This window comes from Marinilactibacillus psychrotolerans (assembly GCF_900101525.1).
Taxonomy (GTDB): Bacteria; Bacillota; Bacilli; order Lactobacillales; family Carnobacteriaceae_A; genus Marinilactibacillus; species Marinilactibacillus psychrotolerans.
The window spans coordinates 1-22,482 of the sequence record NZ_FMZD01000016.1 but is presented as its reverse complement, the minus strand read 5'-3'; the positions used below and the strand labels follow the sequence as shown (position 1 = coordinate 22,482).

The following is a 22,482-nucleotide window of genomic DNA, read 5'->3' as shown; positions in this document are numbered from 1 at the left end:
TTAATCAAAGATTGATTACTCATTTTCAACAGTTTCAATTGAAATCATTGAATTGATATCATCTAAATCAAGTGCTTCCGCAATACGTTGTAGATGACCAATATCCACACGCTGACGTTTGCCGTTGACTAAAGGACTTAATTTAGATATGTCGATGTCACTTAACCTACCTAGCTCACGCATAGACATATTGCGTTCTGTTAAGAGCTGATGGATATGGAAAACAATTTTTTTCTCTTTCATATAAAAAACCTCTTTCCATTGTTGACTTTATAACCATCATAAACTAAAATATACTATGTAAGTGATTACTGAATGAACATCATTTGTGATTTAATTATTATAATTTATTATGAAAGGTTAGATAAAATGAAAGCCCTTCATGTTGTATCTAATAATGCAGTAATAGTCAGGACAGAAGAGGGGAGGAAATGTGTTGTAACAGGTAAGGGACTGGGATTCAAAAAAGCGAGAGGAGATATCATCAATAAGAAACTGATCCAAAATGTATTCGTCGAAGATCAAAGATACAAAGAACGAATCATAATTAAAACTGAATAATGGGGAGTTACTCAATGTCAATCATGAGGCTTTAACCCAAATTCTTTACAACGACCATTGTGTCCGTAGAGAGTTTGGGTTTTTTATTTGGATTTATTTAAGGAGGTGATCTACGAAACAAGATTGATGAGAGGGGGATAGAAGTATTAACATTTTTTTAAAAAATAGGAGGTAACAGCAATGCCAATCGTATTAACGAGAATAGATTTCAGAATGATTCATGGACAAGTGATTACTCAATGGGTGAAGCGATGTGATGCAAATGAGATTATTGCTGTTGATACATCACTAAGTAAAGACATCTTTATGCAAGAAGTGTTTAAAATGGCAGCTCCAAAGGGTGTAAATATCAAAATAATGGATGTGGATAAAGCCATAAAATCACAATTAGATGGTAACTTCGAACATCGGAAAGTCTTACTTTTATTTAAGACTGTGCAGCAGTTATATGAAGCAGTTCAAAAAGGACTAGAGTTAAAGGATGTTCAAGTAGGAGGGTTAGGTGGTGGACCAGATAGAAAGTCGGTAAATAATGCTATTACTTTAAATCAAGAAGATGCAGACTGGCTAATTGAAATAGAAAATAAAGGAATTGAGGTATATCTGCAAACTACACCTGATTATCCTTCTATGAAGTTGGAGGATGCAGTTAAAAAACTATAAAGAGGAGGTTTATTTATGTTCGTACAATCAATATTAGTAGGTTTACTGTATTGGCTCTCTATGGGAAGAGCACATTACTTCTTTTCTTACGCACTTAGAAGACCGGTTGTTCTTGGTGTATTAATCGGTTGGATATTCGGTGACGCACAAGCAGGATTATTATATGGTGCAACTATTCAATTACTTTATATGGGTGGAATTGAAGCAGGAGGTAATATACCAAGTGACCAAGCCTTGGCAGCTTGTATTGCTATACCGGCAGCTTTATTAAATAATTTAGATCCTACAACTGCTGTAGCGTTAGCTATTCCATTTGGAGTACTTGGTGTACTGATTAATAATGTCCGAAGAACAATTAATACTTTTTTTAATAGTCGTTCCGATACAATGATTGAACAAGAAAAATACGATAAAGTTTCTTTATATACCTTTTTACTACCCTGGTTAGCAAATGGTGTTTTGTATTTTACACCTGTATTTATAGCAACGCTTTTTGGAGCAAATGTCGTACAAGCTTTTATCGATTTTATACCAGAATGGATTATGAATGGTCTATCTAATGCCGGGGCTATGCTACCAGCCTTAGGGTTTAGCTTAACCTTAGTGGTTATGGGTAAACGTCATTATTTACCATTCTTTGTTTTAGGGTTCTTTGCTTATTCGATAGCAGGATTTTCTATGTTGACAGGAGCTGTTTTTGCGTTATCACTAGCAATGATAGTTTCTTTATTTAAACAACATTCAGATGAGGAGGGAATAGCTTGAGCTCAAAAGTAGAAGTACAAAATGATTCAAAAAAAGTAACAAAATTTGATTTATTTATTGCTTGGTTGAGATGGTGTCTAGTGGTAGAGGTACCGGTGAGTTTTGATCGAATGCAAGCACTAGGATTTTGTTACTCTATCAATAAAATTTTGAGAAAAGTTTATAAAGACCAACCAGAAGAATTACAACAAGCCATGAGACGTCATGCTCGTATGTTTAACACTAATGCGGACTGGGGGAGTGTAATTCATGGAATAATCATATCCTTGGAAGAACAAAGAGCAAGAGGGAATAAAGACGTTAGTGAAGAAATGATGGAGTCATTAAAAATTGGTTTGATGGGGCCTTTAGCCGGCATTGGAGATAGTGTGGATCAAGGAATTGTAATGACTATTCCACTGGCTATTTTTGTTCCAATGGCATTGAATGGATCAATTTTTGCTGCTTTTGTCCCTTCACTTATTTATATGGCGTGGGCTTATGGATTTTCTTGGTTCCTATTTAATAGAGGATACAATTTGGGTAAAAACTCAGTTCTATCGATCCTTCAATCTGGAGCAATTAAAAAGGTTATTGATATTGCAAGTATTGTTGGCTTATTTATGATTGGGTGTTTATCAGCTGCTTACGTTAAATTTGAAACGATTTTAAGTTATTCCAGTGAAGCAGAAACTGTACAGGTTCAAGAATTGATAGACAATATGATTCCCAATTTATTGCCGTTTGCCTTAGTAATGGGTATTTATTATTTCATTATAAAAAAAGGACCTAAATACTTGCAGATTATTCTATTTGTAATGGTATTTGCAATTCTGCTCACATTAATTGGTGTTATTTAGTTACAAAAACATAAAAGGAGGAAATAGGTCAGATGAAAGTTGTGATTACTCCGAGAGGTTTCGCAAACTATGGAGAAAAAGCTTTAAAACAGTTTGATGAAAATGGGATTGATGTAGATTTCAATCAGACAGGGTTGCCTTATACTGCTGCCGTATTATTGAAAAAAGCAAAAGATGCAGATGGACTAATTGTAGGAGTGGATACAATAGATAAAGACTTTTTAGATGCATGTCCAAATCTAAAAGTGATTTGTAAGTTTGGGGTAGGAACCGACAATATTGATTTGGAATATGCTGCTGAAAAAAATATTTTTATAGGAAAAACCCTTGGCACAAATACAAATGCAGTCGCAGAACATGTTCTTTCACTAATGTTCATGGACGCAAAAAATCTTTTTTCTTCAACTAAACAAGTAAAGGAAGGAAACTGGATAAAAGAGACGGGAAGAGAATTAAAAGGGAAAACATTGGGAATAATAGGATTTGGAGCAATTGGTCAACGCCTTGCAAAGCAAGTCAGTGGATTAGGTATGGAAGTACTTGTATATGATGTGATAGAAATTGATGAAAAAATTAAAGAAGAAAGTAAGGTTAAAGAAGTATCCTATGACGAAATTCTTCAAGATAGCGATTACCTTTCCTTACATGTTCCACTAAATTCTTCTACTAAAAATTTAATTTCAGGTTACGAGCTTAAAAAAATGAAATCTACTGCCTGTTTAGTCAATAGTGCACGAGGTGGAGTCGTTAATGAAGAAGCCCTATTAAATGCGTTAAAGAACAGTATAATTCGTTCTGCTATGTTTGACGTATTTAGCCAGGAGCCTCCAGTAGAAAATATAGGATTACTAAAGTTAGATCAATTTATTTTGACACCTCATACTGCTTCAAGAACTGAAGAATCCGAACAACGGACTTGTCACTTGGCAACTAGTATTGTAATGGAAAAACTTTTAGTAGGTGGAGATGAAAAATGACCCCGATAAATATACTTGTAGCTAGTCATGGACATTTTGCTGAAGAACTAGTGGCTTCTGCTGAAATGATTATAGGAAAAGTTGAGCGAGTAGAAGTTATCTCTTTATTACCAGAAATGTCATTTGATGATTTTCTGAAGACTGCTGAATCTATATTGAAACGGAATGATGGAAAAACAATAGCTTTAGTTGACTTGTTCGGGGGAACCCCTTCTAATGTACTAACGGCTCTAACAAAAAAATACAATCTTGAAGTAATTACGGGGGCTAGTCTGTGTATATTCATTGATCTTTACATGAAGGTTTCAGGGGAACAAGAAATAAATATTGAAGAATTAGTAGATGAAACTATTAAGATAGCTAATGAAGGAACTGTTCATACAAATAAGAAATTAGATTAAAAAGTGAATAATAGAGTGATTTTCTAATCGTTCTGAAAGGATGAAAAAATGATTCAAGGAATGATAACCCCTATGGTAACACCTTTTTGTAGGGATAATAATCAAACAATAAATTATGAAGCTACTGATCAGTTAATAGATCGTTTAATTGATAAAGGTATAGATGGTTTATTCTTACTGGGTAGTAACGGAGAATTTCAGGTTTTGACCGAAAATGAAAAACTGCAGTTTGTAGAACATGTAACAAAAAAGGTTAATAAAAGAGTACCTGTTTATGTGGGAACAGGTAGCTGTTCATTACATGAAAGCATTAGATTATCCAAAAAAATGGAATTGCTTGGAGTTGATGCACTTTCTGTTCTTGCTCCTTACTTCTTCGAACCTACTGAAGAAGAATTGTATTACTATTTTTCAAGTATTGCAAATAGTGTAGAGATACCAATCATTTTATATAATATTCCAAAAACAGTTGGATATAAACTATCACCTGAACTTGTTGAAAAACTTTCAAGTATTAAAAATGTGAGAGGGATCAAAGACAGTAGTGGTGATTTAGAATTATTTGAAAGCTATATAAATGCTACTAAGAATACTGATACTGTTGTATTAATAGGATCAGATTCTAAAATTGCACAGGCTTATGCGTTAGGTGCTAAAGGAGCTGTAGCAGGAACTAGTAATTTATTAACTGATCAATTAGTTGGCTTTAATCATGCTCTAAAGTACCACGAAGTAGATAAAATAAGTGGTTACCAGCAAGCGATTGAAGAGTTGAGAAAAATTTTGAAATTAGGAACTGTTCCTTCAGCCTTAAAACGGTCTATTGAATTAGCTGGAATCGCTGAGGTAGGCCCAGCAAGATATCCAACGTTAGAATTGTCAGAGGAAGCAGATAAAGAAATTCAAGAAATGTTGAAAAAAATAGGCATAAATAAAGAAAGATAGAGTAACACTTACTCAAAAAAAGAAATGGAAAACTAAAATGGTAACGCTCAAAAGTAAAAAGCAACATAGAAACGCTCAAAAATAAAATGAAGGAGTAAAGAGATGCTACAGAAATTTATTGATACAGTTGATAGTGAAGTAAATAAATTACTTTATGATTCGCTTCCGGTTTCTGCCCTCAAGTATGCAGCTAAACTTATACAATCAGCAGAAAAAAAAGGAAATAGAGTCCATGTTATGGGAATTGGAAAACCATCTTATGTTGCAGGATATTGTGCTTCTTTATTATCTTCAACAGGAACTCCAGCTTATGAACTAGATGGAACGGAAGCAGTTCACGGATCAAGCGGGCAAGTTATTCCTGGAGATATCGTTATTGCTATTTCAAATAGTGGTGAAACAAAAGAGTTACTTTATTCGGTTGAGACTGTGAAATGTAATGGAGCTAAAGTTATTGGTTTATCAAAGAACATTAGGACTTCCTTAAGTCGTTTGTCGGAAGTTGCGCTAGTATCAGAGGTTATGAATGAAGGAGATGATTTAAACAAACCACCTCGGGCTTCGATATTAAATCAACTAATTATTTTACAATGTTTGTCTGTATTATTACAGGAAGCAAAGGAACTTGATATGGAAGGTTATCTAAAATGGCACCCTGGAGGAACAATTGGAGAAAATAGAATAGGAAAAGAAGGAGTATAAAAATGAAAAAATTAGAAGTCACGAAGCGGTTACACGACACAGGTGCTCTTGCTATAGTCCGTACGCATTCAATTGAAAGAGCAACTGAAATAGCTACGGGGTGTATAAATGGGGGCGTACCAGCAATGGAGCTTAGCTATACACTAAATAATGCAGGAGATATTATTAGTCAGTTACAAGAACGCTTTGGAGAAACTCTTTGTATAGGAGCAGGTACAGTACTCGATTCAGAAACAGCGAGGCATGCGATCATGAGTGGAGCAGAGTTTATTATCGCTCCAAATTTCAATAAAGATGTTGCAAAAATTTGTAATCGATATCAAATTCCTTACGCACCTGGGTGTACAACTTTTACAGAAGCAATAGAAGCATTAAGTTATGGAGCAGCATTTATTAAAGCATTTCCGATATCCGATTTCTATGGTAGTAAATTATCTAAAGTTTTTAAGACACCATTTCCAGATATGCCAATACTAGCAAGCGGTGGTATTAATTTAGAAAACTGTAGTACTTGGATCGAACGTGGAACAGACATATGTGGTTTTGGATCCTTACTCACTAAAGGAACTACAGAAGAAATTACCCAAAACGCTAAAAAAATTCGTAACATTATTGATGAAAAAAGAAGTGAATGTGAAATACTTGAAATAGAATAATTTTATTAAATGTTTCGAATAGCAAAAGGCATAAACTTTTATTGAGAAAATAAGAGTTTATGCCTTTACTATAATATTTCTGAATTATCACTATATGCTGGATCAATTAGCAAATGGGAAAAATACTGTCTGACTATACTTTTTGTAGTAAACGCTAACAAAATCGAGATTCAATGCTTATTGATATTGTAACCGCTTCAAATTATGATGTGTATATAAAGAAATTCAAAAAGAAAGGAGGTCAAAGATTTTGCTAAGTAAGTTAATTGGAAATAATGCAATTCAGTTAAATGTAGAAGCTTATAATTGGGAAGAAGCGATTTACAAAGCAGCAAAACCATTGCTGGAAAGCAATAAAGTTACAGAACGGTATGTAGAAAAAGTAGTACAAATTGCTAAGGAAACAGGTCCTTATATTGTAATTGCTAAACATATAGCGTTACCACATGCTCCTTCTGAATATGGAGCATTAGAATCATCTTTAAGTATAACTGTCTTAAATCAATCTGTAGAATTTGGTAATCAGGCGAATGATCCAGTTAAATACCTATTCTTTTTAAGTGCTACAGATAGTACCAGCCACTTAAGTGCATTAGCTAACTTGGTGGAACTAATGGAAGATGAAACGTTTTTATCGTTATTAGATACAAGCAATAATAGCTCAGAAATATTAGATTATATAAAAAATATGGAAACGAATTAGTGGGAGGAAATTTTATGTTTAAAGCGTTAATTGCATGTAGAGCTGGCGTAGGATCCAGTTTGATGCTGAAAATAAAGGCAGAACAAGTTATTAAGGAAGAAAATTTTCCAATTGAGGTAGAACATGCTTCGTTAGATGCCGTGAGCGGGTTCACTGGAGATTTATTAATTACTTTAACGGATGTAAAAGATGAACTTGAAAGTATAGGGATCAATAAACCAATAATTGGTATAGCAAGTATTACCAATAAGGAAGAAATAAAAACAAAATTAAGCTCATTCATTGAAGCACATTCGAAATAAAGGAGAGAAAAAATGAAATTTATAGTCAGTCTTCTAAGCAATCCAGGGATTTTACTTGGAACATTTGCGCTAATAGGATTATTAGCACAGAAAAAAAGCGGAACAGAAGTTTTAAAAGGCACATTTAAAACAGTCATAGGGTTTTTAATCTTTAGTGTAGGGGCCAGTACAATTACTGGTTCGCTTCAAAACTTTAATACCCTGTTTCAAACAGGATTCAATATAACGGGTGTTATAGCATCGCCAGAAGCAGCGATTGCATTGGCACAAACTTCATATGGTTTTGTCGTTTCGAGTACATTAATTCTTGGTTTTATAATGAATCTATTTTTTGCTAGAATTACACCTTTAAAAAATATTTTATTTCATGGTGGACATAGTTTGTTCTTTGCAGGCGTTCTAGCTCTTATTCTAAAATCGCATGGTTTTGATGATGTAACTGCAATCATCATTGGAGGAACAATGCTTGGCTTCTTTTCAGCAGCATTACCGCAACTTTGTCAGCCATTCATTAGAAAAATCACAGGTAGTGATGATATGGCGATTGGACATTTTAATATGATTGGTTATGCTGCGTCAGGTTATATTGGACAAGCGTTCAGTAAATATAAAGATAAAACAACTGAAGACATCAATTTTCCAAAGTGGTTATCCTTTTTTAGAGATTTTTTAATGGGTGTTTCTGTCATTATGTTGATATTATTCTATATTGCCACAATAGCAGCAGGTAGTGAGGCAACATCGGAAATTTCAGGATCAGTTCATTGGCTAGTTTATCCTTTAATGCAAGCTTTTACCTTTGCAGCTGGAATGTCTATTTTGATGACAGGGGTTCGAATGTTCCTTGCTGAAATAACTGCGGCATTTGTATCGATTTCAGAGAAATTTATTCCCAATTCTAAACCAGCATTGGATGTACCGACTATTTTTCCATTCGCACCAACCGCTGTATTAGTTGGTTTCTTATCTTCATATGCAGCAGGATTGCTTGCTATCTTATTTATGGCTAGCTTCAGTTTTCCTGTAGTCATCATACCAGCAGCACATATTTGTTTCTTTTCTGGTGGTGCAGCGGGTGTATTTGGTAATTCAACTGGTGGCTGGAGAGGAGCGGTTTTAGGATCTTTCTTTGTCGGATTATTACTTGCATTTTTACCAGCTATTTTATATCCATTATATGCAGGTATGGGTGTTGAAGGTTCCACGTTCCCAAATGTCGATTATAATATTGTCGGAATATTCTTAGATTGGTTGTTGGGAATATTTAGTTAATGATGGAACCAAGATATAGGAGGATATGATGAAATTTGAAGGTATTATTACAGCTATGGTTACTCCCTTGAATGCTGACGAAACGATCAATCTTGATGCTACAGAAAAATTGGTTAATCAGTTAATAGAAGCAGGTGTTAATGGCTTATTTATTCTAGGAACAAACGGGGAAGCGCATTTGCTAAGTGAAGAAAGTAAGCTGATTTTTGCTAAAAAAGTAATTGAAACAGTTGCGAATCGTGTGCCAGTCATAGTGGGTGTGGGGATGAATTCTACAAACGAAGTCATTAAACTCTCTAAGAAAATGGAAGAATTAAAAGCTGATGCTTTATCTATTATTACGCCTTATTTTATACCAGTCACTCAACAAGAATTGGTGAAACATTACAGAACAATAGCTGATGCTACTTCTTTGCCAATTTTACTATATAATATGCCAAGTAAAACTGGGGTTAATATTGAACCACAAACGGTTCTTGAATTGTCAGAACATAAAAGAATTGTAGGGATTAAAGATAGTAGTGGGGATTTTGAAAATATGAAAGCTTACTTGGAGATTACCAGGAATAATGATGAGTTTTATGTACTTTCGGGTTCTGACTCTAAGATACTAGATTTACTTGAAGTAGGGGGAAATGGAGGTGTAACGGCACTCTCGAACGTTATTCCAGAAACGTTTATCGAACTATATGAATGTTGGAAAAATAATAAGTTAGTTAAGGCGCAAGAACTTCAATCTAGTATAGAACCACTAAGGAATATTCTGAAAAGTTCAACAATTCCTAGTAGTTTAAAATATTGTGTAACGATAAGTGGTCTAAATGTAGGGAGAGCATGTAAACCAATATTAGATCCAACCTCTAAAGCTAAATTAGTCATTGAAAAAACGCTGAAAAGATATGATAAGAATGAATAGGAGGTATATTCATGAAATTAGAAGTAGTATCTGAAATTAAAAATACAGGTATAATGGCAATTGTAAGAGTTAAAACAAAAGAAAGAGCAAAAGAAATTGCACAAGCATGTCTAGATGGTGGCGTTAATGTACTGGAAATTAGCTATACCCTTCCAAATGCTGGAGAAATTATTGAGTTTCTAAAAGAAGAGTTTAAAGAAACAATGGTTATAGGAGCGGGAACTGTATTAGATAGCGAGACTGCTAGACTAGCTATAATGGCAGGGGCACAATTTATCATTGCACCTAATTTTAAAAAAGAAATTGCTTTTAGTTGTAATAGATATCAGATACCTTATGCGCCTGGGTGTACAACCATGACAGAAATGATTGAAGCTTTAGAGTACGGAGCTTCATATGTAAAAGTATTTCCAGTAGCGAGTCATTTTGGGCCTTCATTTATTAAGACGATCAAAACGCCCATTCCACATATGCCTTTACTTTCCTCTGGTGGGGTAAATATTGATAATGCTGAAGAATGGTTTAACACTGGAGTGGAATGTCTTGGGGTAGGTTCATTATTGACTAAAGGTTCATATGAAGAAATTAAAAAGAATGCAGCGTCTTTAGTTTTATCAAGAGATAACATTAGAAAGAAAGATTAATTGTTAGGAGGGGAATCATGTTAGATGGTAGATCAATTCAGGTTATTAGAGCACTAACTACATCCTCTTATGTATTAAAACAAGATATTATGAAAGAAGTAAACCTTACTAAAAGACAGTTAGAATATACTATGGATAAAATAAATGGCTGGATCAAAGATAATAAACACCAGCCAGTAAGATTTATTAAAGAAAAAGCTAGTATAGATCACGAAACCTATACATTTTTGTTAAAACGAATAGATATGGATAGTGATCATTTTGATAGTCAGTATTTAATGGATAGGCAAGAAAGAATGCATTTTATCTATATGATGATATTTTTACGAGAGGGTTATTTGTCTATTAACCATTTCGTGGATGCACTTGAAGTTAGTAAAGCTACTATTTTTAAAGATTTAGGAGACTTAAAAAATGATTTAGAAGAACAGAATATCGGCATTGAGTATAACCGATTAGAAGGATATAACCTCTCAGGGGATGAACTTGATTTAAGAGCATACTTATTAAAGATCGTGTTGTATAGTTTAGCTTTTAATCCAAATCGTAAGTTCATAGACTATTTTATCGAAACAAACCAATTGATTAAATTCGAAGAGATGCTAAGTATTATATCTTCTGTAATGAGGAAACATGATATAAAATTTGTGGAAAACCGATTGATTGAATTTACGTATAGTTTTATTTTATTGAAACAGCGACTATTAAATCATGCTGTAAGAATTGACGAATACATTGATGCTAAAGATTTAATGAATACAGATGAATATGAGTTTTCATTATCTTTATTAAAATATTTTGATATGTATACTGAATCTTCTTCAGAATATTTAAGTAGATGTGTATTAGGTTTTTCTGCCGGGATTCATGAAATAACAAATGAAAATAGAAATAATGTGATGAAAATGGTTAGAAGATTTTTAAATCGTTTTGAATCCTTTTCAGGAATAGTCATTGAACAAAAAGAGGATGTTATTGCTCAATTATATATACATTTTCAACCTGCCTATTATCGATTGTTATTTAGAATACCAGTCTACAATCCATTATTAGAAAAAATAAAATCAGAATATAGTGCACTTTTTACAATTGTTAAAGAAACATTTAAAAGTTTTGAAAAAGAACTAGATAGAGTGATATCTGAAGATGAATTATCATATTTGACGATTCATTTTGCATCTATTATTTCAAATTTTAGCAAGCAACCCGAATATCAGAAAGTAGCTGCAATCGTCTGTCCAAATGGAATAGGTAGTTCAATGTTGTTGTATTCAAGGTTGAAATCTATATTTCCTGAATTTATTTTTATGGAGCCTATTGAATTCATTAATCTGGATTCTGTTTTTGATCGAGCAGATATTATATTTACTACAATTAACCAAGTTGAATTTGTTAAAGAGAAAAAACCATATTTTGTAGTAAGTCCAGTAATGACAGATGCTGAGATCTCGGATTTAATAAGTGAAGTGTACTCGAAGATAAATAACTTTCAATACCAGCTTCCGAGTTTTAATCAAATGATCAATATAGTGAAAAAGTACGTGCCGGAAAAAGAATTTAAAGAGTTTGAGAATGAAATTAGAGGATCTATTGTCGATGACTTATCACACGAAACGTACGGAAAAGTTAACTTAGAACTTTCAGATATTATTTTAAAGGAATATATCCAATTAGATGTAACTGCTCATGATAAATGGGATGCAGTTGAAAAAGCGGCTAATCCTTTAAAAATATTAGGTGCTATCTCTGAAGAATATATTAATGAGATTAAAAAATCTATGGAAACAAATAGTGAATATCTTGTTATTTCTAATTCAGTTGCAATGCCTCATGCTAAACCAAAGTATGGTGTTAACAAAACAGCTATGGGGATAACGGTTCTAGCCAAACCTGTTAAATTCGGTAATAATAATAAAGATCCTGTTAAATATATATTTACTTTGGGTTCGATTGACAAGGAGTCGCATTTAAAAGCTATGTCGACATTTATTCAACTGATATCAGAAGATTCTTTTTTCGAAAAGCTTAATTCATCTAATACAGCATTAGAAGTAAAAGAATATATAAACGACTTTGAGACACGAATAAATACAGCTTAAATGAATGAGGTGATTATGATTAATATATTAGAAGAAGCAAAAAGAATTATTGATATAGAAGCTTTAGCATTGAAAGATTTATCAATTCAAATAGGAGATGAATTTGCGAAAGTCATTGAAGTGATTGCTAATGTCGAGGGCAAGGTGGTGGTTGTAGGAGTCGGGAAGTCTGGACATATTGGACAAAAAATTGCTGCCACATTATCAAGTACGGGAACACCTTCATTTTTTATGCATGCTGCAGAAGGATTGCATGGGGACTTAGGAATGATAGAGAAAAAAGATATTGTAATTCTTATATCAAATAGTGGTGAAACTAGTGAACTGGTTTTTTTACTACCATCTTTAAATCAAATAAAACCAGTAAAAATTGCTTTAACTTCAAATAAATATTCTACTTTAGCAAAAGCTGCCAATTATTCACTTATCTATCAGTATGATAAAGAAGCTGATTATTTAAATGTAGCCCCAACCACTAGTTCAACACTAACCTTAGCAATAGGCGATGCATTAGCAGGTACAGTAGCAAAATTAAAAGCTTTTGATAAAGAAAACTTTCATCTTTACCATCCAGGAGGAAGTCTTGGAAAGCAACTAGAAAAAAAGATATAAATAAAAAAGCAGCGATGTATTCAATGAATACGTCGTTGCTTTTTGTGAATATTGTGTATCTTTTAGTGGATGAATAAAGAATTTAGCCAAAATTTAAATATCTGGAAATTCCTTCGGAAAATAATTTTCGAAGCTAGTAAAGTATTTTTCAAGTAATGGATCTTGGTCTTGCGCGAGTGTAGAAGCGACTCTTAGCATTTTGGTAATGTGTTCGGGAGTATCTTTGCAGATAAGGACATAGGCAGTACCATAATTTTCAGTTGGAATAGTACATGCAGCAGCATTAGCCATATTAGCAACTCTGATTAACCCTTTATTCGCACTTGCTTGTAAATCATTTGCCAGTGATCCCATATGACCAAGTACTGTATCACCTAATCCTAATAAATCAATTGGTCCTTCTAAAGAGACAATAAGATCATTTTTTTCAACTTGGTCACTTACAAATTTAATGAGTGATTCTCTAGAGGAAGATAAATCTATTGAACAGGTAGTAGGATGATAGTGGTCTAGTGCTGTATCAAAAGAAAGTTGTTTAGTCTTGTTCTCTACTTTTAACATAGATAATGGAGCAGTAGAAGAGCTTTTAACACCATTTATTGAAATCATTATAGCTTTGCTGATTTCGTCATAAGTTCTTGTAATGAATCCGATGGACGGAGTGAAGGATAGCGAATCAGTAGACTTTTTCTGGAACTTTTCGACATGCTTTTTACATAAAGCGGGTGAAATGAAACTGAACAAATTTAGAGACATAGCAGGCGCGAGGACCGACCCGCCTCCATCAGTACCTATCCCTAAATCATTGATTCCAAGTAATACATTGATGGCAGTACCGCTAGAAGATCCAGTCATTGGTCTACCTGTAATTGGATTCATTAAACGTGTATCAATTGCCCTGCCTCCCAAGCTTGATGAATCTATTGTATGCAAGGCATACTGGTTTGTGTCTTCAAAAAGATCAATTAACGCTTTTGGAATTTCCGGTTTGTTCTTAATGCCAATATAAGAAAAAGGGGAAGCTAATATTTTATCAATAGCTTGAGGGTAGACTTTTACTACAGATTGATAGGGATTATTCATTGCTATAAAAGTTTTCTTTGCCATTTTTTTAATCGTTAACTGGTTCATAATATCACCTTTTTAATAAGTATTTGGTTCAACCACCAATAAACTACCATAAATCAAAATAAATAGTTAGAGAAATTTTATAAAAAGGTTATTTAATAGATTTTTTAGATTTTGTTTAAAATAAAACTTGCAAAAACAAATTAGGCATATTATACTTTGTTCAAGAAAGCGGTTAACAAATTTTCAAAGGAGGAACATCTATCTGGGTGAGGTATGGTTTCTAGGTAAGTGAATAAACCTGAGTAAGAATGTAATCTATGTTGAATAGATATTTTTTAACTATCAATTTACAAAAAAATGTAAATTGAAATATCATTGAGGAGATGCAAATATGTTGAAATTTGTTGTAGGTGGTCAAATTGATAAAAAAGAAGTGGCTCAAGTTATTAATGAATTAGTCGGGGACAAAGCGGAAGTAGAAGTGAAAAGTGATTTAGATGCAGCAATGGCTTTGAAAAATAAGCAAGCTGATTATTACTTTGGAGCATGCAATACCGGTGGCGGTGGAGCATTAGCGATGGCCATTGCATTGATTGGACGGAGTAATTGTTCTACTGTTTCTATGCCAGGCAATATTATGTCAGAAGAGAAAATTGCTGAAGAAGTACAAGCTGGGAAACAGGCTTTTGGATTTACAGCCCAACATAAAGATACAGTTTTACCAATTATCGTAAAAGAAATATTAAAAAAAGAAGATAAATAGGAGGTTCAAAAATGGACATAACTCAAATAATTGTCATCGGTGCTTTAGGTGCTATGGCGACTATGTTAACGAATAAGGGTATAGCAGTATTTAATGATGGTTTAAGACCAGTTATGCCAGAGTATCATTCTGATGGCGTAATTAGTAAAAAAGAATTGGCGGCTACAAGCTTTGCGGTTAGTTTTGGTTTAGTGATTGGATTTGGTATTCCAGTTTCAATTGGTGCAAGTATTTTACTTATTCATAGTTTACTGTTGATGACAGATATTATTGGAACTTGGACACCAAATTCCAAATTGGGATTAGCACTTGCTGGAGTTTTAGGAGCAGCATGGGGAATAGGTCTGACATTTGGTCTGCAATTTATCGTAAATATTTTTGAAATACTTCCAGTTAATTTCCTTGATGCACTTGGAATGGTTGGAAACCCAATTGTTGTAGCTTTCTCTGTGTTCCCTGGTATAGCAGTTGCTTATCAACATGGATTTAAAAAGGGGGCTTTAACAGTTGGAGTTGCTGCCTTGGCTATGTTTTTAACGAAACAATTTGGGTCATTTACTCTACCTGGAGGTGCACAAGTTACCTTAAGTGCTGAAGGTATGACCTTACTTGCTGGTATGATTTTCATGCTTTATTTTGCAATAAAAGTTAAAGGTGACTCCACAGATAATCAGAATTTAGTCAGTATCTTTGCTGAACGTGTTAAGAAAATCAAGAAGAATATGATTTTACTTTCATTAACGGGTGGACTAGTTGCTGCTGCTACAAGTTTAACGTTGATTGCAGGAGATCCGATTTCTTTAAGCTTAATGGATAGTGGACAATTTGGAGAAGCAGGATTAGCTGCTTTAGCTAGAGGGATTGGCTTTATTCCACTTGTGTTCTCCACAGCGATTGTAACAGGAGTATACAGTCCTGCAGGAACCACCTTTGTTTTTGCTATAGGAATCTTTTTACAAGGTAATCCTATATTAGCTTTCGTTTTAGGAACTGTTGCAATGTTAGTAGAAATCTCACTTCTGGATGGAGCAGCTAAAGGATTAGATCGTTTCCCTGGTGTACGTGAATTGGGAGAACATATCAGAACTGCAATGAATAGAGTACTTGAAATTGCTTTATTAGTTGGTGGAGCGTTAGCAAGTGAACAAATTGCTCCAGGCATTGGATTTTTCTGGGTAATCGGTATTTATCTTCTTAACCGTACAGCTAAAAAGCCGCTTGTCGATATGGCAGTTGGTCCAGTAGCAGCGATTGCGCTAGGTATTATTGTAAATATTCTTTATGTATTGAGCTTATGGACGCCCGCTGGATAGTTAAATAGAAGAAAGGATAAGCAGAGAGTTCTTTTAATTTTCACGTCTCTCTGCTTTAACTTACATAGCCATATAAAGGAGGATATAAATGATTTTATTAGAGGGTTATACCTATGCGCATGAACATACTACAATAGATCTTTCTTCCCTTAAAAAGGTAGAAGATACAAATTTGAATTGTTTCAAACAAACAATTGAAGAGTATAAAGAATTATATGATAAAGGTGTTCGGAATGTTATTGATGTTACAGTTAGAGGGATGAAACGAAATCCTGAATATGTCAAAAAAGTAGCGGAAGCTAGTGGGATAAATATTGTTCAATCTACTGGGTGGTATCAGGATAAATTTCTTCCTGAATATATTGAAACATCAACAGTTGAAGAATTAGCAGCTATGATGGTAAAAGATATCACAGTAGGAATAGATAATAGTGAGGTCAAAGCTTCGCTAATCGGAGAAATAGGGACAAGTAAAAACCAAATGACCGATCGTGAAAGAAAAGTATTTGAAGCATCCGTACTAGCTCATAAAGAAACGGGCGTACCGATTACCACACATACAACGCTTGGTACGTTTGGTAAAGAACAAGTGGAATTCTTTAAATCAAAAGATATAGAGTTGAACAAAGTAGTAATTGGACATGTTGATTTAACAGGAGATGTAGAGTATGTACTGTCTTTGTTAAGAGAGGGCGTTTATGTTGAATTTGATACAATAGGAAAAGAAAATTATATGCCTGATCAGACAAGAGTAGAGATGTTGAAGAAAATTATTGAAGAAGGTTTCGAAGATAAAATTTTTCTATCAATGGACATTACTCGGCGTTCTCATCTAAAAGCAAACGGAGGTCTAGGGTATGCCTATTTACTTGATACTTTTGTTCCGTTGATGAGAAAAAATGATATTTCAGAGCCTATTATCGAAAAAATGTTATCACATAATCCTAGAGCATTTTATAAATAAGGAGCATCAGAATGCAAACCTATCCATTAAAAAGTATTACGATAGAAGAAGCTGCGTTAAAACAATTTAAATTTGTTGATTGTATCAGTCAAGTCTTTCCAGGAAATGAACTGTTAAGTCAGGGAGACTTAGGAGTCGTTCCAGGTTTGAACAAACCTGAAACAACAGATAAAGTAGAAAAAGTATTAGCAAAGTTTTTTGGTACTGAAGCTGCTTTATTGGTAAGAGGAGCTGGCACAAATGCCATCAGAAATGCATTATATCGTGCTATTGGTCCAAATAAAACGATTATGATCCACGATGCACCCGTTTATCCGACTACTCAAGTATCTTTAGATATGTTAAATATTGCTACTATTAAAGTTAACTTTAATGATATAGAAGAAGTCATTAAAGTAATCAATGATAAGACTTTTGATGGTATCTTGATTCAATTAACTCGGCAAAAACCAGATGACGCTTATGATTCAGAGCAACTCATTCAAGCTATTAGAAAAATTCATTCAGAAATACCCATTGTTACAGATGATAATTATGCAGTGATGAAAATACCTAAAATCGGTGTTGAGATGGGTGCTTCTTTGTCTTGCTTCTCTACCTTTAAATTATTAGGACCTGAAGGAATCGGTTGTGTAGTAGGTAAAAAGACGTATATCGAACTGCTAAAAAAAGATAGTTATTCAGGAGGATTACAAGTACAAGGGCATGAAGCTTTAGCGGTGTTAAGAGGATTAACTTATGCTCCAGTGGCATTAGCGATCTCTGCGAGAACAAGTCAGGAACTATATGATAGATTAAATAATGGGGAATTAGAAGGAATTAAATCAGCACGAATAGCGAATGCTCAATCAAAAGTCGTCCTAGTTGAGTTTGAAGAAGCAATTGCTAAGAAGGTGCTTGAACAGGCAAAAGAATTTGGAGCTGCACCTTATCCTGTAGGAGCAGAATCAAAATATGAAATTGTCCCTATGTTTTATAGAGTCTCCAATACATTCTTGCAATATGATTCATCATATGAAGAAAAAATGATTAGAATTAATCCGATGAGAGCTGGAGCAGATACAATCATAAGAATTTTAAAACAGTCAATAGATAAAGTAGAAAAAGCAAATAATAGGAAGGAATAAGCTATGGGAGAAAGTTTTTATAAGAAAAAGGGTATAGCAATAGAAAAGATTGCTTCAGAAATCTATTTGTTAAATATTAATGACCGTTTACCCATCATGAATGAACTCCAAGAAAAATATCAATTTTCTAGAGGAACGGTACAAAATGCTTTGGAATTTTTAAAGAAAGAAAAAGCCATAAAAACAAAAAGCAGAGGTCATTTAGGCACATTCATTGAAAAAATTGATTACAAAAAATTGCAGAATTTTGCAAATGCTAATAGACTAGTCGGAACTATGCCATTACCCTATTCAAAACTATACGAAGGCTTTGCAACAGGACTGTATTCTATGCTGAATGAACAAGATATTAAACTGAATTTAGCCTTTATCAGAGGGTCTAAAGAGAGAATAGAAGCAGCAGAAAACGAAGTATATGATTTTGCGGTTGTTTCTCGTTTTGCTGCAGAACAAGAAATTCAAAATGGTCGCAATATATCTATTGCCTTATCCTTTGGACCATCCTCTTATTTATCTAAACATATTTTGATATTTTCTGAGGATAATAAAAAAGAGATTCAAAAAGGTATGAAAATCGGGATAGATAAAGACTCATTAGACCATTATTTCTTAACGAAAGAATTAGTGAAAAATAAAGAAGTTACATTAGTAGACTATCCTGCCAATCAATTGATTCATGCAATTAGAGAAAAGAAAATCGATGCAGGGGTCTGGAACTATGATGAAATTTTAGAAAAAGGATACACGGACTTGAATTATATTGATATTCCTATGAAAGATTATCATAAAGCAATTAGCGAAGCGGTTATTGTCTGTTCAAAAAATAGACTGATGAGACAAGTAGTCTGTAAAAAAAATATCTCAATCACTCAGATGAAAGAAATACAGCAACTTGTAAAAACGGGAGATTTAATTCCTAGATTCTAAAAAGGAGAAGTGTCATGATTCAAGAAAAGTTAATCATATTAAAAGAAAATAAAGTTATTGATCAAGAAACATTTGAGTATGCTCAAGAGGCTTTAATGTTTTTAATAAATAGAAATATTGTTGAAAATGAAGAGGAAGCAGATGTATTTATCACACATTTAGCTATGGCTACTGCCAGACAAAATACAGATGAAATGATCGATGGTATTGATGAAATCATAAAACAAGAAATTGAAAATGATGAGAAGTATGAAGAAGCAATTGAAATATGGAAAGAATTAAAAGTTATCGCTCCGACTACTTTTTCTCAAGATGAGGACGGGTATTTCCATCTTCACTTAGTTACGTTATTACGAAATTAATTGATTAGGAGACGATAAGATGTTTTTGGAAATGGTTAAGAAACGTAATCCAGAATTAATTGACTATGCTGTTTCATTACATCAAAGTGGACAGATTTTACCAGACACATATGTGATTGATTTAGATAAAATAAAAGAAAATGCCAGTAAAATGTCAATAGAGGCAAAAAAATTAGATATTGAACTATATTTTATGTTGAAACAAATCGGACGTAATCCAATTATTGCCAATGCACTTATTGAAGCAGGAATAGAAAAAGCTGTAGTAGTGGATTTTAAAGAAGCAAAAATCATGATGGATAATCATATTCCTATTGGAAATGTTGGTCATTTGGTTCAACTTCCAGATCACTTTATCAAAAAAGTCATGACCTATGGTGTAGATTATATAACGGTTTATTCAGTAGAAAAGTTACGTAAAATAAATGAAATTGCTGAAGAACTGGACATTAAGCAAAAGATATTATTGCGTGTGATTGATCAAGGGGATGCTATATATCCTGGGCAGTATGGAGGCTTTTTGTTAGAGGAATTAGAAGCAGATATGACTGAATTTAAATCATTTGAATTTTGTGACATTGTTGGTGTTACATCTTTTCCTTGTATCTTATTTAATCAGGAGACTAAAGCATTTGAACCATCTCATAATGTGATTACTTTAGAAAAAGCTAAGCATTTATTAGAAGAAAACGGATTTTGTATATCAGAAATGAATGTACCTTCGGCTACTTCAGTTAAAACACTTCCATTAATTAAAGAAATAAAGGGCACACAGGCTGAGCCCGGTCATGCTTTATCAGGTACCTCTCCAATGCATGCTGAATTTGAGCTAGAGGAAAAACCAGCCTACGTATACGTCAGTGAAATTTCCCACAACAGCAAAGATAGTTCTTATATATATGGTGGCGGGTACTATCCTAGAGGAAATTTGGAGAATGTTTTAATTGATCATAAAGCTAACCGCTCAGAGACTAAAGTGAAACCTTTTCCGAGTGAAAATATTGATTATTACCTAGAAATAAAAAATCGCCAACCTATCGGAGCGACGGCCATTATGGCATTTCGCACACAAATTTTTGTGACGCGAAGCCATGTAGCGATTGTTGAGGGGTTGAACTCTGGAGCACCCCAATTAGTTGGTATTTACGATAGTCAAGGAAATCAAATAGAAAGGATTTAGCATGGGCAAATTTATTGTAATTGTATTAGACAGTTTTGGTGTAGGTGCTATGGGCGATGTAGAAGAAGTAAGGGCACAAGATGTTGGTAGTAATACTGCACTTCATATTATCAAAAAAATACCGGAAATAAATATTCCTAATCTACTTAACTTAGGTTTGATGAATGCAATAGGAGAAGAATGGGAAGGATTTAAATTTTCTGAAAAAGCAAATTGGGGTACCGCAAATCTATCACATCAAGGTGCGGATTCATTTCTAGGACATCAAGAAATAATGGGAACGATCCCGCCGATTCCGTTAAATGAACCTTTCAGTGCTTCAATAGATAAAGTGAAAAAGCATCTTTTTGAAAATGGATATACTGTTAGAAAATTAGGCGAAGAACATGAGCCAAACATACTGGTTATTAATGAATGTGTAACCATAGGAGACAACTTAGAAACAGACCTTGGACAAGTTTATAACGTATCGGGTAGTTTAGATCTTATTTCATTTGAAGAGTTAACAGAAATTGGAAAAAAGGTTAGAGAAGTGGTCAAGGTTTCTAGAGTGATCACATTTGGTGGAGAAAATATGGACCTTGATAATCTGCTGAATGCCAGAAAAATTATAGACAATAAATTTTCTGGAGTCGATGCACCCGAATCAGGTGTGTACGATAAAGGATATCAGGTTATACACTTGGGATATGGCATTGATCCTAAAATACAAATTCCTTCCATATTAGATACACAGGATATACCTGTTTCTTTAATAGGAAAAGTTGCAGATATTGTTCAAACAAAAAGTCAAGAGTTATATCCAGGGGTGGATACTCAATATCTTTTTGATCAATTATTTGAACAAGTTGATAAAATGTCCACTGGTTTTATCTGTTTGAATATTCAAGAGACTGATTTAGCTGGACATGCTGAAGATGTTCCTCGGTATGCAGACCGATTAGAAATAAGTGACAAAAATATTGGTCGTTTGTTAGATAAATTAAATGAGGAAGATATTTTAATTGTTATGGCCGATCATGGAAATGATCCGACAGTTGGTCATAGCCAACATACTAGAGAAAAGGTTCCTCTTTTGATTTATTCAAAAGGATTATCTAATAGACAAGTCGGCTTGAGAGAAACGATGTCTGATGTTGCTGCTACAATTAGTGACTATTTCGAAACTCAAAAACCAGCGAATGGAGTTTCGTTTATGAAAGAACTGATAAAATAAGTAAACCTTTGAGAATAAGACTAGGACAAAAGTTTTTGAAAATCTTCAAATATAGAGAAACTCTGAAAGAATTGTATTTTTACAATTCTTTCAGGGTTTCTTCTTTTTCTTAAATGCTTCTTGATCGTTTGTTTGATCAATTTCTCCTTCATAATCACTATTTTATTGTTCGATTTGGTTTTCAGCTTGAATAAATTCAGTTCGAGGGTGCTTCTTTAATTAGGCAAATTTCAGACTATTCTCAGTTCATTTTTGTATCTATTTGTTTTGGTGCTGGATTAATGTGTTTTACACAGTTAGATGAACTTTACCGCATAAAAGCAGTTTATCACTTAACTCAATAAGAGATTATCACTCAGTTATTAGATAAGAGCAGCATATCAATCGACTCAATAAGAAATTTCCATTCAGTTACCAGATAAGAGCAGAATATCAATCAACTCACTAAGAAATTATCATACAGTTACCAGATAAGAGCAATTCATCACTTAACTCAATAAGA

General features: G+C 33.6%; 26 protein-coding genes. 24 read left to right on the top strand and 2 right to left on the bottom strand.

Translation table 11 applies throughout. The features are described 5' to 3' along the window. Positions 1-15 precede the first annotated feature (15 nt). On the bottom strand, positions 16-243 hold the full coding sequence (locus tag BLT22_RS08950) for a helix-turn-helix domain-containing protein (protein WP_091762628.1): 228 nt from the start codon (positions 241-243) through the stop codon (positions 16-18). A 126-nt stretch (positions 244-369) separates the two neighbouring features. Here BLT22_RS08950 and BLT22_RS08945 point away from each other — a divergent pair, with 126 nt between their 5' ends. From BLT22_RS08945 to BLT22_RS08870, 16 genes are all read left to right on the top strand, one after another. After that, positions 370-561 carry a CAT RNA binding domain-containing protein gene (locus tag BLT22_RS08945; protein WP_176935421.1) on the top strand — a complete coding sequence of 64 codons (192 nt, stop codon included), beginning with the start codon at positions 370-372 and terminating at the stop codon, positions 559-561. Between the two features lie 180 nt (positions 562-741). Next, complete coding sequence (locus tag BLT22_RS08940; protein WP_091762624.1) at positions 742-1,224, top strand: PTS sugar transporter subunit IIB; 483 nt, start codon at positions 742-744, stop codon at positions 1,222-1,224. 15 nt (positions 1,225-1,239) lie between these two features. Then, positions 1,240-1,989 (top strand): PTS mannose/fructose/sorbose/N-acetylgalactosamine transporter subunit IIC, encoded by a 750-nt coding sequence (locus tag BLT22_RS08935; protein ID WP_091762622.1) that lies wholly within the window; start codon positions 1,240-1,242, stop codon positions 1,987-1,989. After that, entirely contained in the window at positions 1,986-2,828 is an 843-nt protein-coding gene (locus BLT22_RS08930) for a PTS system mannose/fructose/sorbose family transporter subunit IID (protein WP_091762620.1), read from the top strand. Before BLT22_RS08935 ends, BLT22_RS08930 begins: the two co-directional genes overlap by 4 nt. Before the next feature lie 32 nt (positions 2,829-2,860). Continuing rightward, the gene (locus BLT22_RS08925) at positions 2,861-3,805 is read left to right on the top strand and encodes a phosphoglycerate dehydrogenase (protein ID WP_091762617.1); all 945 of its coding nucleotides are present in this window, start codon (positions 2,861-2,863) and stop codon (positions 3,803-3,805) included. Continuing rightward, positions 3,802-4,206, top strand: a complete 405-nt coding sequence (locus BLT22_RS08920; protein ID WP_091762615.1) for a PTS sugar transporter subunit IIA — start codon at positions 3,802-3,804, stop codon at positions 4,204-4,206. Before BLT22_RS08925 ends, BLT22_RS08920 begins: the two co-directional genes overlap by 4 nt. A gap of 48 nt (positions 4,207-4,254) precedes the next feature. Continuing rightward, positions 4,255-5,151 carry a dihydrodipicolinate synthase family protein gene (locus tag BLT22_RS08915; protein ID WP_091762613.1) on the top strand — a complete coding sequence of 299 codons (897 nt, stop codon included), beginning with the start codon at positions 4,255-4,257 and terminating at the stop codon, positions 5,149-5,151. A gap of 102 nt (positions 5,152-5,253) precedes the next feature. Further along, a complete protein-coding gene (locus tag BLT22_RS08910) occupies positions 5,254-5,853 on the top strand; it encodes an SIS domain-containing protein (RefSeq protein WP_091762611.1) in 600 nt (199 codons plus the stop codon). 2 nt (positions 5,854-5,855) lie between these two features. After that, positions 5,856-6,509, top strand: a complete 654-nt coding sequence (locus BLT22_RS08905; protein WP_091762609.1) for a beta/alpha barrel domain-containing protein — start codon at positions 5,856-5,858, stop codon at positions 6,507-6,509. A gap of 250 nt (positions 6,510-6,759) precedes the next feature. After that, positions 6,760-7,212: a PTS sugar transporter subunit IIA gene (locus tag BLT22_RS08900; protein ID WP_091762607.1), complete on the top strand. Its 453-nt coding sequence runs from the start codon at positions 6,760-6,762 to the stop codon at positions 7,210-7,212. 14 nt (positions 7,213-7,226) lie between these two features. Then, positions 7,227-7,514: a PTS sugar transporter subunit IIB gene (locus BLT22_RS08895; protein WP_091762605.1), complete on the top strand. Its 288-nt coding sequence runs from the start codon at positions 7,227-7,229 to the stop codon at positions 7,512-7,514. Between the two features lie 12 nt (positions 7,515-7,526). Further along, the gene (gene ulaA / locus BLT22_RS08890; RefSeq protein ID WP_091762603.1) at positions 7,527-8,786 is read left to right on the top strand and encodes a PTS ascorbate transporter subunit IIC; all 1,260 of its coding nucleotides are present in this window, start codon (positions 7,527-7,529) and stop codon (positions 8,784-8,786) included. Between the two features lie 28 nt (positions 8,787-8,814). Further along, positions 8,815-9,702: a 4-hydroxy-tetrahydrodipicolinate synthase gene (gene dapA / locus BLT22_RS08885; protein WP_091762601.1), complete on the top strand. Its 888-nt coding sequence runs from the start codon at positions 8,815-8,817 to the stop codon at positions 9,700-9,702. 11 nt (positions 9,703-9,713) lie between these two features. Next, the gene (locus BLT22_RS08880; protein WP_091762599.1) at positions 9,714-10,346 is read left to right on the top strand and encodes a bifunctional 2-keto-4-hydroxyglutarate aldolase/2-keto-3-deoxy-6-phosphogluconate aldolase; all 633 of its coding nucleotides are present in this window, start codon (positions 9,714-9,716) and stop codon (positions 10,344-10,346) included. Positions 10,347-10,363: 17 nt separating this feature from the next. Further along, complete coding sequence (locus BLT22_RS08875; protein WP_091762597.1) at positions 10,364-12,445, top strand: BglG family transcription antiterminator; 2,082 nt, start codon at positions 10,364-10,366, stop codon at positions 12,443-12,445. Between the two features lie 15 nt (positions 12,446-12,460). Continuing rightward, the gene (locus BLT22_RS08870; RefSeq protein WP_236048814.1) at positions 12,461-13,057 is read left to right on the top strand and encodes a KpsF/GutQ family sugar-phosphate isomerase; all 597 of its coding nucleotides are present in this window, start codon (positions 12,461-12,463) and stop codon (positions 13,055-13,057) included. A gap of 93 nt (positions 13,058-13,150) precedes the next feature. Here BLT22_RS08870 and BLT22_RS08865 read toward each other — a convergent pair whose 3' ends face one another. Continuing rightward, positions 13,151-14,188: an amidase family protein gene (locus tag BLT22_RS08865; RefSeq protein ID WP_091762595.1), complete on the bottom strand. Its 1,038-nt coding sequence runs from the start codon at positions 14,186-14,188 to the stop codon at positions 13,151-13,153. 331 nt (positions 14,189-14,519) lie between these two features. Between BLT22_RS08865 and BLT22_RS08860 the strand changes: the two genes are divergently transcribed. The 8 genes from BLT22_RS08860 (at position 14,520) to BLT22_RS08825 (ending at position 21,980) form a co-directional block, all read left to right on the top strand. Next, positions 14,520-14,891, top strand: a complete 372-nt coding sequence (locus tag BLT22_RS08860; RefSeq protein WP_091762593.1) for a DUF2620 domain-containing protein — start codon at positions 14,520-14,522, stop codon at positions 14,889-14,891. Positions 14,892-14,902: 11 nt separating this feature from the next. After that, positions 14,903-16,204 (top strand): YhfT family protein, encoded by a 1,302-nt coding sequence (locus tag BLT22_RS08855; protein ID WP_091762591.1) that lies wholly within the window; start codon positions 14,903-14,905, stop codon positions 16,202-16,204. A 91-nt stretch (positions 16,205-16,295) separates the two neighbouring features. Next, positions 16,296-17,168 carry a phosphotriesterase family protein gene (locus BLT22_RS08850; protein WP_218127266.1) on the top strand — a complete coding sequence of 291 codons (873 nt, stop codon included), beginning with the start codon at positions 16,296-16,298 and terminating at the stop codon, positions 17,166-17,168. Between the two features lie 11 nt (positions 17,169-17,179). Next, positions 17,180-18,295: an aminotransferase class V-fold PLP-dependent enzyme gene (locus BLT22_RS08845; RefSeq protein WP_091762586.1), complete on the top strand. Its 1,116-nt coding sequence runs from the start codon at positions 17,180-17,182 to the stop codon at positions 18,293-18,295. A 3-nt stretch (positions 18,296-18,298) separates the two neighbouring features. After that, positions 18,299-19,222 carry a GntR family transcriptional regulator YhfZ gene (gene yhfZ / locus BLT22_RS08840; protein ID WP_091762584.1) on the top strand — a complete coding sequence of 308 codons (924 nt, stop codon included), beginning with the start codon at positions 18,299-18,301 and terminating at the stop codon, positions 19,220-19,222. Between the two features lie 14 nt (positions 19,223-19,236). Next, positions 19,237-19,584, top strand: coding sequence for a PRD domain-containing protein (locus tag BLT22_RS08835; RefSeq protein ID WP_091762582.1), 348 nt, complete (start codon positions 19,237-19,239; stop codon positions 19,582-19,584). A 19-nt stretch (positions 19,585-19,603) separates the two neighbouring features. Then, positions 19,604-20,764: a YhfX family PLP-dependent enzyme gene (locus tag BLT22_RS08830; RefSeq protein ID WP_091762580.1), complete on the top strand. Its 1,161-nt coding sequence runs from the start codon at positions 19,604-19,606 to the stop codon at positions 20,762-20,764. A 1-nt stretch (position 20,765) separates the two neighbouring features. Continuing rightward, on the top strand, positions 20,766-21,980 hold the full coding sequence (locus tag BLT22_RS08825; RefSeq protein ID WP_091762578.1) for a phosphopentomutase: 1,215 nt from the start codon (positions 20,766-20,768) through the stop codon (positions 21,978-21,980). Positions 21,981-22,482 lie beyond the last annotated feature (502 nt).